General features: G+C 61.0%; 17 protein-coding genes. 8 read left to right on the plus strand and 9 right to left on the minus strand.

Annotated elements, in window-relative coordinates:
* Positions 1-11: 11 nt before the first annotated feature.
* Complete coding sequence (locus MRBLRC7O_RS01555; protein ID WP_003503202.1) at positions 12-911, minus strand: LysR family transcriptional regulator; 900 nt, start codon at positions 909-911, stop codon at positions 12-14.
* A gap of 110 nt (positions 912-1,021) precedes the next feature.
* On the opposite strand from MRBLRC7O_RS01555, the gene MRBLRC7O_RS01560 reads away from it, so the two are divergent.
* The 3 genes from MRBLRC7O_RS01560 to glcF all read left to right on the plus strand — a co-directional run bounded on the left by MRBLRC7O_RS01560 (position 1,022) and on the right by glcF (position 5,216).
* Positions 1,022-2,455, plus strand: a complete 1,434-nt coding sequence (locus MRBLRC7O_RS01560; protein WP_080865868.1) for an FAD-linked oxidase C-terminal domain-containing protein — start codon at positions 1,022-1,024, stop codon at positions 2,453-2,455.
* A 241-nt stretch (positions 2,456-2,696) separates the two neighbouring features.
* Complete coding sequence (glcE, locus tag MRBLRC7O_RS01565; protein WP_080866531.1) at positions 2,697-3,911, plus strand: glycolate oxidase subunit GlcE; 1,215 nt, start codon at positions 2,697-2,699, stop codon at positions 3,909-3,911.
* Positions 3,912-3,914: 3 nt separating this feature from the next.
* The gene (glcF, locus tag MRBLRC7O_RS01570; protein WP_080865870.1) at positions 3,915-5,216 is read left to right on the plus strand and encodes a glycolate oxidase subunit GlcF; all 1,302 of its coding nucleotides are present in this window, start codon (positions 3,915-3,917) and stop codon (positions 5,214-5,216) included.
* Between the two features lie 224 nt (positions 5,217-5,440).
* On the opposite strand, the gene MRBLRC7O_RS01575 is transcribed toward glcF, so the two are convergent.
* Together MRBLRC7O_RS01575 and MRBLRC7O_RS01580 are read right to left on the minus strand one after the other, a co-directional pair.
* Complete coding sequence (locus MRBLRC7O_RS01575) at positions 5,441-6,100, minus strand: outer membrane beta-barrel protein (protein WP_080865871.1); 660 nt, start codon at positions 6,098-6,100, stop codon at positions 5,441-5,443.
* A gap of 264 nt (positions 6,101-6,364) precedes the next feature.
* Positions 6,365-7,144, minus strand: coding sequence for a L,D-transpeptidase (locus MRBLRC7O_RS01580; protein ID WP_080865873.1), 780 nt, complete (start codon positions 7,142-7,144; stop codon positions 6,365-6,367).
* A 237-nt stretch (positions 7,145-7,381) separates the two neighbouring features.
* Between MRBLRC7O_RS01580 and MRBLRC7O_RS01585 the strand changes: the two genes are divergently transcribed.
* Both MRBLRC7O_RS01585 and MRBLRC7O_RS01590 read left to right on the plus strand, forming a co-directional pair.
* The gene (locus MRBLRC7O_RS01585; RefSeq protein WP_003503196.1) at positions 7,382-8,011 is read left to right on the plus strand and encodes a DNA-3-methyladenine glycosylase I; all 630 of its coding nucleotides are present in this window, start codon (positions 7,382-7,384) and stop codon (positions 8,009-8,011) included.
* The gene (locus MRBLRC7O_RS01590) at positions 8,008-8,454 is read left to right on the plus strand and encodes a hypothetical protein (protein WP_080865875.1); all 447 of its coding nucleotides are present in this window, start codon (positions 8,008-8,010) and stop codon (positions 8,452-8,454) included. Before MRBLRC7O_RS01585 ends, MRBLRC7O_RS01590 begins: the two co-directional genes overlap by 4 nt.
* Before the next feature lie 15 nt (positions 8,455-8,469).
* On the opposite strand, the gene MRBLRC7O_RS01595 is transcribed toward MRBLRC7O_RS01590, so the two are convergent.
* A complete protein-coding gene (locus tag MRBLRC7O_RS01595) occupies positions 8,470-9,513 on the minus strand; it encodes a YeiH family protein (protein WP_065694890.1) in 1,044 nt (347 codons plus the stop codon).
* A gap of 81 nt (positions 9,514-9,594) precedes the next feature.
* On the opposite strand from MRBLRC7O_RS01595, the gene MRBLRC7O_RS01600 reads away from it, so the two are divergent.
* Positions 9,595-10,512, plus strand: a complete 918-nt coding sequence (locus MRBLRC7O_RS01600; protein ID WP_026363679.1) for a LysR substrate-binding domain-containing protein — start codon at positions 9,595-9,597, stop codon at positions 10,510-10,512.
* A 170-nt stretch (positions 10,513-10,682) separates the two neighbouring features.
* On the opposite strand, the gene copM is transcribed toward MRBLRC7O_RS01600, so the two are convergent.
* The 5 genes from copM to relB are packed head-to-tail and all read right to left on the minus strand — an operon-like array spanning position 10,683 to position 12,806.
* Positions 10,683-11,057, minus strand: coding sequence for a CopM family metallochaperone (gene copM, locus MRBLRC7O_RS01605; protein WP_080865877.1), 375 nt, complete (start codon positions 11,055-11,057; stop codon positions 10,683-10,685).
* A 57-nt stretch (positions 11,058-11,114) separates the two neighbouring features.
* Positions 11,115-11,507: a hypothetical protein gene (locus tag MRBLRC7O_RS01610; protein ID WP_233284482.1), complete on the minus strand. Its 393-nt coding sequence runs from the start codon at positions 11,505-11,507 to the stop codon at positions 11,115-11,117.
* Between the two features lie 41 nt (positions 11,508-11,548).
* Positions 11,549-12,313 carry a hypothetical protein gene (locus tag MRBLRC7O_RS01615; RefSeq protein ID WP_080865879.1) on the minus strand — a complete coding sequence of 255 codons (765 nt, stop codon included), beginning with the start codon at positions 12,311-12,313 and terminating at the stop codon, positions 11,549-11,551.
* Positions 12,314-12,319: 6 nt separating this feature from the next.
* The gene (locus tag MRBLRC7O_RS01620; protein WP_003503189.1) at positions 12,320-12,589 is read right to left on the minus strand and encodes a type II toxin-antitoxin system RelE family toxin; all 270 of its coding nucleotides are present in this window, start codon (positions 12,587-12,589) and stop codon (positions 12,320-12,322) included.
* Positions 12,573-12,806 carry a type II toxin-antitoxin system RelB family antitoxin gene (relB, locus tag MRBLRC7O_RS01625; protein ID WP_003503188.1) on the minus strand — a complete coding sequence of 78 codons (234 nt, stop codon included), beginning with the start codon at positions 12,804-12,806 and terminating at the stop codon, positions 12,573-12,575. Before relB ends, MRBLRC7O_RS01620 begins: the two co-directional genes overlap by 17 nt.
* Before the next feature lie 157 nt (positions 12,807-12,963).
* On the opposite strand from relB, the gene hisS reads away from it, so the two are divergent.
* Complete coding sequence (hisS, locus tag MRBLRC7O_RS01630) at positions 12,964-14,487, plus strand: histidine--tRNA ligase (RefSeq protein WP_080865881.1); 1,524 nt, start codon at positions 12,964-12,966, stop codon at positions 14,485-14,487.
* Positions 14,488-14,491: 4 nt separating this feature from the next.
* Positions 14,492-14,860, plus strand: a complete 369-nt coding sequence (locus MRBLRC7O_RS01635; protein WP_080865883.1) for a VOC family protein — start codon at positions 14,492-14,494, stop codon at positions 14,858-14,860.
* Positions 14,861-14,865 lie beyond the last annotated feature (5 nt).

The following is a 14,865-nucleotide window of genomic DNA, read 5'->3' on the forward strand; positions in this document are numbered from 1 at the left end:
GCCTCGCCGCCTTAGCCTTGTTCCCAGTAGGGTGAAGGCCCATAAAGCCCGGCCAGATAATCGATGAACAGCCGCACCTTCGCGGGTAGGAACTGCCGGCTCGGATAAACCGCCGACAGCGTGACATTGCGCGATCCCTCATAACCGGGCAGCACTTGTACCAGCTTCCCGCTGCGCAATTCATGGCCGATATCCCAGGTGGAACGCAGCGCAATGCCAAGTCCTGATATCACCGCCTCGCGGATCACTTCGCTCGAATTGGTGACCAGCATTCCCTCCGGCCGGATGCTGAGCGCACCGCCCGGCCCCTCCAGTCGCCACACGTCGTTATTGTGCGCCGGCAGGCAGCGGTGTTTCTTCAGATCCTCGATTGTCGCCGGCATGCCGTGGGCCGCCACATAGTCCGCCGAGGCGCAGAGCACGCGGCGCACCGGCGCCAGACGGCGGGCGACGAGGCTGGAGGAGTTGAGATCGGCAATACGGATAGCCAGGTCGTAACCACCCTCGATGATATCGATGAACTCGTCGCTGAGCACCAGATGGACCGAGAGGTCCGGATGCCGCTCCATGAATGTCTTCAGATGCGGCGCGATATGCATGCGCCCGAAGGAGGTGGGTGCGGAAACCTTCAGTGTGCCGTTGACGGTGTTGGCGCGGCCGGAGACGAAATCCTCCGCTTCCTCCAGCCCTTCCAGTACGGCCAGCACTCGCTCGTAAAAGCCCTGTCCCGCTTCGGTCAAAGAAATCTGCCGCGTGGTGCGCTGGAAAAGTCGTGCGCCGAGCTTTTCTTCCAGCCGCTTGATGCGCTTGGAAATGACGGCGGGCGAATAGCCAAGCTCCTTGGCGGCGAGCGACATGCTGCCGGAGGCGGCAACGCTTGCGAAGACTTCCAGATCGCCCAGATTTGTCATAGTTGCCCTTGATTATTTCCAGAATGGAAAAAATCCATATCATTTGATTGCGCCGTTTCAAAGTGGTAAAGAAACAATACCAGTTGGTGAAATGGCATGGAGGAGGGGCGGTGACACAGCCGATAAAGTTTCTGGAGCCGCGCGCGAAGGTGGTCGCAGATCGCGACCGCATCATAGCTGATCTCAAGGATATTCTGCCGGCGGACTGTCTTGTGCACGAGCCGCGCGAACTCGTGCCTTTCGAAACCGATGCCTTTGTCTCTTATCGCCGCCTGCCGCTTGCCGTGGCGCTGCCGAAGACGACCGAGGACGTGGCGGCGGTGATGAAATATTGTCATCGCTACGGCATTCCGGTCGTGCCGCGCGGCGCCGGCACCTCGCTCTCCGGCGGGGCGATCCCGCAGGAGGATGCGGTGGTGATCGGCCTTTCGAAGATGAGCGCGATCCTTGAGCTTGATTTTTACAATCGCACGGCGCGGGTGCAGGCGGGCGTCACCAATCTCTCCATTTCCGATGCGGCCGGCGCTGAAGGCTTCTTTTATGCGCCTGATCCCAGTTCGCAGCTGGCCTGCACCATCGGCGGCAATATCGGCATGAATTCCGGCGGCGCGCATTGCCTGAAATATGGCGTCACCACCAATAATCTGCTCGGCGTGAAAATGGTGCTGGTGGATGGCACTGTTCTCGAACTGGGCGGTAAATATCTCGACGCCGGCGGTTACGACCTGCTCGCCCTCGTCTGCGGCTCGGAAGGCCAGCTCGGCATCGTCACCGAGGCGACGGTACGGCTGATCGCCAAGCCGGAAGGCGCGCGCCCGGTGCTGTTCGGTTTTGAAACCTCGGAAGAAGCGGGTTCATGCGTGGCCGATATCATCGGTGCGGGCATCATCCCTGTTGCCATTGAGTTCATGGACAAGCCGGCCATCGAGATCTGCGAGGCCTTCGCCAAAGCGGGATATCCGCTGGATGTCGGGGCGCTTCTGATCGTGGAAGTCGAAGGCTCCGAGGCGGAAATGGACGCCATGCTTGCCGATATCGTCACCATTGCCCGAAAACATGGCGTGAAGACGGTGAAGGAATGCCAGTCGGCCATGGAGGCTGCGGCGATCTGGAAAGGCCGCAAATCCGCCTTCGGCGCAACGGGCCGCATCGCGGATTATATCTGCATGGATGGCACGGTGCCGCTTTCCCAGCTTTCTTATGTGCTGAAAAAGACGAGCGAGATCACCGACCGTCTCGGCCTGCGCGTCGCAAACGTCTTCCATGCCGGTGATGGCAACATGCATCCGCTCATCCTGTTCAATGCCAATGATCCTGAAGACGCGGCCCGCGCGGAAGAGGCAGGCAATGAAATATTGAAGCTCTGTGTGGATGCGGGTGGCTGTTTGACCGGCGAGCATGGTGTGGGCATCGAAAAACGCGATCTGATGCGCCACCAATATGGTGAGGCCGATCTTGCCCAGCAGATGGCGGTGCGCGCGGCTTTTGACGAGGGTTGGTTGATGAATCCTTCCAAGGTGTTTCCGCTGGAGGGGAGGGAGTGATGGGTGTGAGTTTTATGGTCTCTGTGGGTACGGCTCACCCCCCTCTGCCCTGCCGGGCATCTCCCCCTCAAGGGGGGAGATCGGCAAGACGCCCGCGCATCGCTTCATTCGCAGCGTTCGAGAGTGGAGTGAGAGATCGCCTCGATTCGATCTCCCCCCTTGAGGGGGAGATGCCCGGCAGGGAAGAGGGGGGTATCCCTTGCGCAAACTTCGCTGTCCCATGCCCGGAGCCCGCAACCCCATGCTGACGCCGTACGCAGAAACCCAGGTCGCCGATATCATCCGCGACCACGCGACCCGAAGAATCCCGTTGAAAATCTTCGGCGGCAATACCCGCTCCGGTTTCGGCAATGCCGTGGCGGCGGAAACCGGGCTGAGCTCCCGCGCAATGGCTGGCATCGTTTCCTACGTCCCCGCCGAAATGGTCATGACCGTCAGGGCAGGCACCCCGCTCGCCACCATCGAAGCCGCCCTTGCACAAAACCGGCAGATGATGGCCTTCGAGCCGATGGACCACCGCCCGATCATGGGCACAGAAGGTGAGCCGACCATCGGCGGCGTCTTTGCCGCCAATGTCTCCGGCCCGCGCCGTTATGTGGCGGGTGCCGCCCGCGACAGCCTGCTCGGCATCCGTTTCGTCAATGGCAGCGGCGAGATCATCAAGGCCGGCGGCCGGGTGATGAAGAATGTCACCGGGCTCGACCTGTCGAAGTTCCTTGCCGGATCTTTCGGCACGCTCGGTTTTCTCACGGAGGTGACTTTCCGCGTATTGCCGAAACCGCCTGCGGAAAAAACCGTGGTCGTTTCCGGTCTCGACGATGAGGCGGCGACACGCATCATGGCCGCGGCGATGGCGCTGAGCGTCGAGGTCTCCGGAGCGGCGCATCTGCCGGAAAGCGTGCGTTCCCGCTTCATCGATGGCAACCTGCCGGAAGGTCCGGCGACAATTCTGCGGCTGGAAGGGCTCTCCGCCTCGGTGGAAGCGCGCGCCCGCAAGCTCCTCTCCGTCATGGACCGGGTCGGTCCATGGGCGCTGCTGGAGGGCGAGGAAAGCGGGCTTTTATGGCGGCAGGTGCGTGATGTCGCGCCCTATGCCGGTCAGAATACCAAGCCGCTGTGGAAAGTCTCCGTTGCACCTGCCGCCGGCCACCGGCTCGTCGCTGCGCTGCGCATGGAAGCGGGCATCGATGCCTTTTATGACTGGCAGGGTGGTCTTGTCTGGATGCAGATGGAGGCGGACCCGGAGGCCGCTTTGCTGCGCGGCGCTATCAAGGCGCTGGGCGGCGGCCATGCCACGCTGGTGAGGGCAAGCGATGCCGTGCGCGCCGCTGTGGCGGCCTTCGAACCGCGCCCGGCGGCGGAGGCCATCCTGTCTGCACGTATCAGGGAAAAACTCGATCCGGCGGGCATCTTTAATCCCGGCAAGATGGCCGTAACGATGCAAAGGGCGGTCTGAACCATGCAAACATCCTTCACGCCGCAGCAACTGGCCGATCCGCATGTGGCGGAATCCGAAAAAATCCTGCGCAAATGCGTGCATTGCGGTTTCTGCACTGCCACCTGTCCCACCTATGTGACACTCGGCAACGAGCTGGACAGCCCGCGCGGCCGTATTTACCTCATCAAGGACATGCTGGAAAACAGCCGCCCAGCCGACCGTGAGGTCGTCACCCATATCGACCGCTGTCTTTCCTGTCTTGCCTGCACCACCACCTGTCCCTCCGGCGTGGATTACATGCATCTGGTTGATCATGCCCGCGCCCATATCGAACAGACGTACAAGCGCCCCTTCATGGATCGGCTGATCCGCAATCTTCTGGTCGCGGTTCTGCCCCATCCCACCCGTTTCCGGCTGGCCTTGCAGCTGGCAAGGCTGGCGCGGCCTTTCGCGGGCCTGCTTGCCAAAGCCCCGGCGCTGAAACCGCTGCAATCCATGCTCGCACTCGCCCCTGCTGCCGTGCCTCCTGCCTCCGCCTCCACCCGTCCGGGAGAAAGACCGGCGGAGGGCGAAAAGCGCGGGCGCGTCGCCATCCTCACCGGTTGCGCCCAGCCGGTGCTCGACCCCGGTATCAATGAGGCAACGCTGCGGCTTCTCGCGCGGCTCGGCATTGAGGTTGTGGTGCCGAAGGGCGAGGGCTGCTGCGGCTCGCTGGTGCATCATATGGGCCGGGAGGAAGAGGCGCTCGCTCAAGCAAGGCGTAATGTCGATGTCTGGACCCGGGAGATGGAAAATGGCGGCCTTGACGCTATCATCATCACCGCGTCGGGTTGCGGCACCACCATCAAGGATTACGGCCATATGCTGCGGCTTGATCCCGCCTATGCGGAAAAAGCCGCGCGGGTTTCGGCGCTGGCGAAGGACATCACCGAATATCTCGCCCGTCTCGATCTGCCGCAAAGGCAGAGCCAGGGCCTGACGGTTGCCTATCATTCCGCCTGCTCCATGCAGCACGGCCAGAAGATAACGCTCGCACCGAAACAGCTGCTGAAGGCGGCGGGTTTCATAGTGCGTGATCCGGCGGAGGGGCATCTGTGCTGCGGCTCAGCAGGGACCTACAACATCCTGCAGCCGGAGATTTCCGGCAAGCTGAAGGCCCGCAAGGTGAAGAACATCGAGGCCACACGGGCGGATGTCATCGCCACCGGCAATATCGGCTGCATCATGCAGATCGGAACCGGCACTGATATGCCGATCCTGCACACGGTGGAGCTGCTGGACTGGGCTTATGGCGGGCCGAAACCGGCGAGGCTTTCGGTTTAGAGCGCCGTTTGCCGATAAGGCAGCGATCCGGAATGACGGCGCGTGACGATAGGTTGGGGCCGGTGCGCCTTTCGGAGGCTTCTCCTCATCCCTGTGCTTGTCACAGGGATCCAGCCAGCCCAAGGACTTGGGCTGAAAGGACTCTCCCCGCCGCGCAGACGCGCGCGACGGCTGGATTCCTGTGACGAGCACAGGAATGAGGGAAGAGGGTGGTTACTCCGATACTAGAACTTATACGCCACGCCGAAATTCACCGCATTGGTAATGATATCGGTCTTCAACGAGCCGCCATTGTCGATATCGACGTCGACGAAGGAATAAGTGCCCTTATATTCCACGAAGGTCGACCAATTGTCGGTGATGCGGTAGCTGAGGCCGGCCTGCGCCTGCAGGGTTGCGCCGCCGAACTGGTATTCGAAGGTCTTGCCCGAGGGACGATATACTTCCACATGCGGCACATTGATGCCGACGCCGGCGCCGACGTAAGGGGTGATCGGCAGGGATTCCAGCGGAAAGCGGTAGAGCGCGTTCAGCGTCAAAAGGTTCAGGCCGTCGGTGAATTCGAAATGCGACCAGCCGGAGCGGGCTAGCGTCTGATCGTCGGCATAGACCTTGTCATGGGTGAAATCGAGCGAAATACCGAAATTCCGGAGCTGGCCCTCATCGAACCAGTAGGTGCCGCGCACGCCCCAATAGGGCGGGTTGGAAAAGGACTTTCCTTCCCATCCGGCCCGGAAATCCGGCCCGTCGGAAACCTTCACATCGCTGTGCGGCGCGCTTTGCCAGCCGCCGTAACCGGAAATTTCAAGTTCGCCCGCTATTGCGGCAGAGAAGGAAACGCCGCTGCAGAGCAGGGCGCAAACAAATAAAGTATGGCGCGACATGAAGTGAATCCAGATTGATATCAGTAATTCACCAAAGCGTTTTTTGATAACATTTGAATGACAGAAACGAAAAACGGGCGGTCTATTGACCACCCGTTTTAAGGCCGTTCCGTCATCCCCCTGAGAGAGGTCCGGCGCCTGGCGTCCCCCGCCAAGTCTCAATTTCATTGAAGTGAGCCGGATTGTACCGCTGCAAAGCGGCAATTCAAGCGGATACGCCGCCATTCCGGCCCTGCAGCGGCCGGAATGACTGAACCGTTGCCATCATATCACTATGACCCTGGTTCCCACATTCACGCGCTCGTAAAGATCGGTGACATCCTCGTTGCGCATGCGGATGCAGCCGGAGGAATTGTTGCTGCCGATCGTCCAGGGCTGATTGGTGCCGTGAATGCGGTAAAGAGTCGAGCCGAGATACATGGCGCGCGCGCCCATCGGGTTGGCCGGGCCGCCTTCCATGAAGGCCGGCAGGTAATGTCCCTTGGCCGCCTCGCGGGTGATCATTTCCTTCGGCGGGGTCCAGCTCGGCCACTCTGCCTTGCGGGTCACCTTGTGGGTTCCGGCCCATTCGAAACCGGGCTTGCCGACGCCGACGCCGTAACGCCGGGCCTTGCCATCGGCGAGCACGAGATAGAGGAAGCGGTTCGGCGTATCGATGACGATGGTGCCGGGCTTCTCAACGGTGCCATAGTTCACGATCTGCGGCAGGAATTGCGGCGCGATCTGGGTGCGCACCGGTGCGTTCGGGCGGACGGCGGCATTCTGCACCCGTGCCGGGCGCTGCGATGTGACGCCGGAGCTGGGTCGCTGCGGCATGGCGGCCGCCTGGCGCTGCTGGAACAGCGGCTGGCGTGCGGCAGGCGCGCGCGGATAGACCACGGGTCGAACATTGCCGCGGCCACCGAGCTGGGTTACCCAAGGGGCAGAAAGGTCCGGGCTGACGACGACGGGCGGACGCTCGCGATAACGCTCATTGGCCATGGCGGCCGGGACGGCGAGGGTGGAAACGAGGCTCAGCGCCAGAAAAACGGACTTCATCGGCATCGGGTGGACTCTCTCTGCGGGATGTCGCAACTATGAATTTGCGGGACTGTTCGTCCGCTTTGCCGGACACGTTCGCACCTCGACGCCAGCGAATCGTAAATGGCTGTTCATTAAAAAGCGCTTGATTAGGGAAAGCTGGATTTAAGGTTAGCGCCCGGTTTTGAAACGTGGTGAATGAGTGGTAAGCGCGCAGGTTCACACCGCTTGCGAGCGGTAGCGAAAGGGATTGTCGGCACAATGAGCGAAGCGGGACTTGAAACGGGCGCGGATGGCCTTGTGCGGTGTTTCTGGCAGCAGGGGCTGGAAGATTACAGCCGTTATCACGACGAGGAATGGGGTTATCCCGTCACCGATGATCGCCGCCTGTTCGAGAAGATCTGTCTGGAAGGTTTTCAGTCCGGCCTTTCCTGGCTGACGGTTCTGCGCAAGCGCGAGGCTTTCCGTCTTGCCTTCGCCAATTTCGAATTCGAAAAGGTGGCTGAGTTCGGCGAGGCCGATATCGAGCGCTGCCTTGCCGACAAGGGCATTATCCGCCATCGCGGCAAGATCGTTTCGACCATCAACAATGCCCGCCGCGCCGTGGCGCTGCGCGACGAATTCGGTTCGCTCGCGCGTTATTTCTGGGGTTTCGAACCCGCTGCCGCAGAAAGGCCGCAAAGGCTCGACTATGCGACGTTAAGGGCTAACCCCACCAGCGCCGCCTCCACTCGTCTTTCCAGGGATCTGAAGAAGCGGGGCTGGACTTTCGTCGGCCCGACGACCGTCTATGCATTCATGCAGGCCATGGGTATGGTCAACGATCATATCGAAGGCTGTCATTGCCGCCAGCCGATAGAGGTCATGCGGCGGGAGTTTGTACGTCCATGAAGGTAACCTCCCTTCTCCTGGCTCTCACCATGGCCGTGGCCGCCGTGCCGCATTCCTCCTTCGCCGAAGAAGGCCGCAATGTCGACGGCATCTGGCTGGATGACGGCGAAAGGCTGAAGGAAGTGGCGCTGCCGCCGGCCGGCCCGCTGAAGCTTGACGGCTGGACGCGGCGCGGGCGCGGCGATGTCTATCGCCTGAAGGTGAAGGCCGGGCAGACGGTGAAGATCGAGCTTGCCGCCTCCAGCGAATTCGTCCTGATGGCGGTCTTCGATTTTTCGACGCCGGATGAGGATGCGATCTTCTTCAGCGATTCCGAAGGCAAGGTCGCGACGCTGACGCCGAAGGCGGATACGGAATGGCTGATCCGCCCGACGCTTATTCTGGGATCACCGCGCCGTGGGCTGGGCGCGCACTACACGTTGACGGTCAGCACCGGAAAATAACGGCCCGCCTTTTGCTCAGGCCGCCTGGGTCAGCACAATCAGTCCGAAACTCAGAACACAGAGCAGCACGAGCGACAGGCTGGCGGCGATGATGACCTTGCCGCCGGCATGGCGCAGGCTGCGGATATCGACCGAAAGGCCCAAAGCCGCCATCGACATGATGGTGAGGATGTTGGAGAGCGAGGCAACGGGGCCGATAAGAGCCTCGGGAATGAGTCCGAAGGACCGGGCCATGATCATCAGCACGAAGCCGATGATGAACCACGGAACCATCTGCTGCAGTTTCAGGCGTCCCTTGTCGGACCGGCCGTGGATGACTGACAGGGCGGCGATCACGGGCCCCAGCATCAAAACGCGGATGAGCTTGACGATGGTGCCGGTCTGCACGGCGATCGCGCCGAGCGGGGCGGTGGCCGCCAGAACCTGCGGCACGGCATAGACCGTCAGGCCGGCGAAAATGCCGTATTGGGTGGCATCGAGACCCAAAAGCTGCGGCAGGAACGGCATCAGCAGAACGGCGGCGACACCGAGAACCGCGGTAAAGGCAATCGAGGCGGCAACATCTTCCGGTTTGGCGCCAATGGCGGGCGCTGCGGCGGCAATGGCGGAATTGCCGCAGATGGAGTTGCCGCAGGCAATCAGCGTCGCGAGCTTGGGTGGCAGGCCCAGCATTCGTCCGGCCGCGTAGCTCACGACCAGCGACAGCGCGACGATCAGCGCAATGCCGCCGATCAGCAAGCCGCCCGCGCCTTTGAGGATGGAAAGGCTCAGGGATGCGCCAAGAAGCGCCACCGCGATTTCGAGCAGCGTCTTGGCGCTGAACTTTATGCCGGCCGAAGCGACGGCAGGCAGAGACACCAGCGAACGCAGCAGCGTGCCGATCAGAATGGCGAGCACAAGATCGCCAAGCCATGCGTGGCCCGCAAGCCGCACCTGAAAGCGTTCCGCCAGAATGGCGGCGCAGCTGACCGCCGCGCAGATGAGAATTCCCGGCAGAAGCGGGGTAAGCCAGCGAAGCGAAAACTGAAAGGGATGAGCGAGGGTGCGATGTTGTGCCATGGCCAGACAATGCCGCAGCCGCCTGTTTTATTCTATCAAATAATATGGCATATATCATTCGATAAAATCGAATGAATGATCATGACCTTTGAACAACTCCGCATCTTCATCGCCGTTGCCGAACGCGAACACCTCACAAGGGCCGCAGAAGCTATCGGTTTGACGGCCTCCGCTGTCAGCTCCGCTATCAAGAATCTCGAAGCTTTTTATAATGTCGAGCTGTTCCATCGCGTCGGCCGCAACATTGAATTGACCGAAAGCGGTCGGGTTTTTCTGGGTGAAGCCAAGGCGACGCTGGCGCGTGTGCGCAATGCGGAATTGATTCTCTCCGAAATGGGCGGGCTGACGCGTGGTGAAATTACCGTCTGCGCCAGCCAGACCATTGCAAGCTACTGGCTGCCGCCGATCCTGATGCAGTTCAAGAAACTCTATCCCGGCGTGACCGTGCGGCTTGATATCGGCAATACCAAGACGGTGACGCAGGCGGTGCTTGATGGTCTGGCGGAGGTCGGTTTCATCGAAGGCAGGATTGATGAGCCGGCTTTGATGGTGCAGCCCGTCGTCTCCGACAAGCTGCTGGTCGTCACCGGTTCGGCCCACCCCTTTGCCGATGGTCGTTACCTCACCGCGCTCGATATGCTCTATGGCACCTCCTGGGTGCTGCGCGAACAGGGCTCCGGCACCCGCTCCGCCTTCGAAGCGGCCGTGCGGCAGATGGGGGTGGACCCCGCGGAACTGTCCGTCATGCTGGAACTGCCGTCCAATGAGGCGGTGGTGATGGCGGCGCGTTCCGGCGGCGCCGCCACGGCGGTGTCCGCCTCAGTGGCATCCCTGTTTCTGCGGCAGGGATTGCTTGTCCGCGCCGGCATCGATCTGCCTGCCCGCAACTTCGCCCTGCTGCGCCACAAGGAACGCCATACCAGCCGGGCGGCGATGGAACTGGAGCGCCTCAGCCGGGCGGCGTCGGAGGATTACAAGGCCGGCCTCGCGGGTCTTTAGGCTGTGAGTGTGCCAAACATTCCCTAAATCCGGCATCGTCTCACCCTTGCGTAACGCCGTCGCCGATGAAGCGAAGGGGTGCCGCTTGCTTCTCTCCCCGGCGGGGAGAAGAAGAAAGTCGCAACGTCGGAGAAGCGCCATAACCGGCGCTCCTCGTTTAACAGTGTCAATCACTTACCCCTGGACTTCAGCCAGGCCTTCATCATGGCGATCTCGCCTTCCTGGGCCTTGATGACCTCTTCGGCCAACTTCCGGATTTCCGGATCCTTGCCGTATTCCAGCTGGACCCTGGCCATATCGATCGCGCCCTGATGATGCGGGATCATGCCGCGAACGAAATCGACATCGGCATCGCCGCTGTAATCGATGGCCATATCGCCATGCATTTTCTTGCTGGCTTCCATGAAGGCCTTGGTGGAAGCGCTGTCGCTCGCGGTGCCTTTTGACATGCTGTGCCCGGCATGGCCGCTCGCCTCCTGTGCGAAAACGGGCATGGTGAGGGAGGCTGCGAAAGCGGCGGCCAGCGTGAAGGTCTTGATAGACATGGATTATCCTTCCTGTGTCTGACGGATTTTTCGATGGGTGGTCTGAAAAATCTGCAGTCAGGCGCGGGGAGGCGGCAGCGGCGGTGCGAAAGCCTTGCCGTCAAAGACAATGCCGCGCTGCGGTTTCGGATAGGCAAACGTCATCCGACCGCCATCGGCGAAGGTCGTGCGCGGAACCACGATCAGGCAGGCGGCACAGGAACCGGGATGTGCGGCATGGTCACCATGCGGGCAGCAGCCGACCGTGCCCGCTTTATGAGCCTTATTCTCTGCATGCGCCTGAAAAGCATCGTCCCGATCGGCAGCATGATGCGAATGGGCATCGTCGTGTTTCATCGGCGATTGTGAGGAAGCCGCCATGCCCGTCGGCATGCTCATCGCCATCTGCGCCGGCATTGCGCCGTAAAGCAGGCAGGCAAGGAACATCAATGTGCGGACCACCTGGGACATGGCGTGAATTTACCGCGGAAATTATGGAATAAGCATGACGATCAGGTGAGTTCGCGCGCAATGACGTGATGCACGATGCGGTAATCCCTGCTTTCCTCGCCAAACGGGGCAAGCGGCCATTCCCATGCGGCGGCGGGCGCAGGAAGCTCGATGCCATGCAGCAGGTCTTCGTGCTGGTGCAGATTACCATCCTTGCCGATGACGTCGAAGGAGGTGTCGGTTATCAGGCAGGCCTTGCAGGGCAGGCCAGCCAGCGCTTCCAGATGGGTGTGAATGAGCTTCGGCAGAAGATCGTCCGGGGCATCTGCGATCTTTTCCCGCTCCAGCCGGTGGCGCGCACCGGTGCCGATCTGTGACAGGAGATTGGCCGATACCAGGAGATCGAGATAGGGCACCCGCCGCAGGAAATCGAGCGGTTCGGCCGGCCGGCCGGCGAGAACATCGTCAAAACCGGAAAGATCGCGACTGGCGATGCGGACATTCTTTTTGGCATTGAGGCGCAGCTTTGCCTGCACGCTGGCGAGATGCACCAGATCGACCAGCACGACGGTATCGAACATCGCCACCAGCGCATCATAGGGCACATCGCGCAACAGGCCCGAGCCCAGCACCACCACCGTTCGCCGCTGCTTCAGCTTTCCGGCCGATTGCAGCACGAATTGCCGGCTGTTGTTTTCATGCTCTGCCCAGGCGTTGGCGCAGCGGTTGGCGCGCGCCCAGAGGTTGACGGAATAGCGTATATGCGGCCGGAATTCTTTCGGCGTGACCGCGCGTGTGGCGGCATATTGCAGGGCTTCGAGGATCATGAATGCCTATCGGTAGATTTCACGGCGATGGCCGATTTCGACCACCAGCACGACGAGCTTGTGATCCTGTATATCGCAGATGATGCGGTAATCGCCCACCCGGTAGCGCCAGAAATTTCCGAGTTCGGAGCCTTGAAGGGCGGCGCCGGTCCTTCGAGGGTTGCCATCTCTGGCAATGCGGTCCGTCAGAAAAGAAACGATGCGATTGGCATCGCTTTTCGTCAAAGCGCCCAGTTGCTTGACGGCAGCGCGCTGAAACTCAATTTTCCAGATCAAGATCACGCATCACTTCTTCCAGAGTATAGGTGCGTTCTTTATTGGCGATGCGCTGCCGCGTCGCCTCCTCCGCGAGATAGAGATCTTCCATATCCTCGATATGTTTCTCGATCGCCTCGCGGATGTAATAGGCGGATGTGCGGCCGGTGCGCTCGGACAGCGCTTTCAGCCGCTCATAGGTCTCATCAGGCAGGCGGATGGCCGTCTGTTTGCTCATGGGTCGCGTCCTTCCCGATCCGGATTGGGATACATGTATCCCATATAACACCGCTTGGCTGCAACGGCCAGCAAAACCGGAGCCTTTGCGGCTTGCCGCACCGGGCTTCATCCTCTAATACACCGGCTTGATTTCAGGAAAATATCGGATCGGCATCATGAGCGAAAAAGCAAAAAAGCCTCAGAAACTGAAAGCCCGCCTGCCGCGCGGCTTCGTGGATCGAACGGCTGCCGATATTCATGCCGTGAATGAGATGATCGAGAAGATCCGCAAGGTCTATGAGCTCTACGGCTTCGATCCGGTGGAAACCCCGCTGTTCGAATATACCGATGCGCTCGGCAAATTCCTGCCCGATAGCGACCGTCCGAACGAAGGCGTGTTTTCGCTGCAGGATGACGACGATCAGTGGATGAGCCTGCGCTACGATCTGACCGCGCCGCTCGCCCGTCATGTCGCGGAAAACTTCAACGAAATCCAGCTGCCATACCGCACCTATCGCGCTGGCTACGTGTTCCGCAATGAAAAGCCCGGCCCCGGCCGCTTCCGGCAGTTCATGCAGTTCGATGCCGATACGGTGGGCGCCGCCGGCGTGCAGGCCGATGCCGAAATGTGCATGATGATGGCCGATACGCTGGAAGCGCTCGGAATCAAGCGCGGCGATTACGTCATTCGCGTCAACAACCGCAAGGTGCTTGATGGCGTCATGGAAGCCATCGGCCTCGGCGGCGAGGAAAATGCCGGCCGTCGTCTGAATGTGCTGCGCGCCATCGACAAGCTCGACAAGTTCGGTCCTGAAGGGGTGAGGTTGCTGCTCGGTCCCGGTCGCAAGGACGAGTCCGGTGATTTCACCAAGGGCGCGGGCCTTGGCGAGGAGCAGATCGAAAAGGTCCTGTTTTTCGTCGGCATCAAGGACTATACGGCAAGCGCCGATGATCTGGCGAAACTGGTTGCGGGCACCTCGAAAGGCGCGGAAGGCGTTGAGGAGCTGAACATCATTGGCGCTCTGGTCACCAGTGCCGGTTACGATGCGACGCGCATCAAGATCGACCCCTCCGTCGTTCGCGGCCTCGAATATTATACCGGCCCGGTCTACGAGGCCGAACTGTCTTTCGACGTCACCAATGAAAAGGGCGAAAAGGTCGTGTTCGGCTCGGTCGGCGGCGGCGGCCGTTATGACGGCCTCGTTTCGCGCTTCATGGGCCAGCCGGTGCCGGCGACGGGTTTCTCCATCGGCGTTTCGCGTCTGATGACCGCGCTCAAGAACCTCGGCAAGCTCGGTCAGGTCAAGCCGCTCGCTCCCGTTCTGATCACCGTCATGGATGGCGATGTGGAGAGCATGGGCCGTTACCAGCGCTTCACCCAGGCGCTGCGCGCCGAGGGCATCCGTGCTGAAATGTACCAGGGCAACTGGAAGAAATTCGGCAACCAGCTGAAATATGCCGACCGTCTCGGCTCCCCCATCGCCATCATCCAGGGCGGTGACGAGCGCGCCGAAGGCGTGGTGCAGATCAAGGATCTGATCGAAGGCAAGCGCCTGTCCGGCGAGATCGAGGACAATGCCAGCTGGCGCGAGGCGCGTGTGGCGCAGGTCAGCGTGCCGGAGGCCGAGCTGGTGGCGAAGGTCCGCGAGATTCTGGAGCATCAGGCAGAGGACGTTCGCCGCGCCGCCGAAGGGCGCTGAAGCCATGGCGATCCTTGCGCTCGACCATGTTCAGCTGGCGATGCCGGCGGGCCGCGAAGATGAAGCGCGTGCCTTTTATGGCGGCCTGCTCGGCTTTGCGGAGGAGATCAAGCCCGCTAATCTGGCCGCGCGCGGCGGGTGCTGGTTCAGCCGGGGTTCGATAAAACTGCATCTCGGCGTCGAGCAGGATTTCCGCCCGGCGCGCAAAGCCCATCCGGCCTTTCTGGTCGATGATATGGCAACCTTGCGAAAAACACTTGAAACAGCAGGCCGCCATGTGGTTGAGGATGAGCTGCTTGAAGGATATCACCGGTTTTATGTCCATGATCCCTTCGGAAACCGCATCGAATTGATGCAACCGCTCGAACCGTGACGAAA

The organism is Agrobacterium radiobacter, assembly GCF_040801995.1.
GTDB classification, from domain to species: domain Bacteria; phylum Pseudomonadota; class Alphaproteobacteria; order Rhizobiales; family Rhizobiaceae; genus Agrobacterium; species Agrobacterium radiobacter.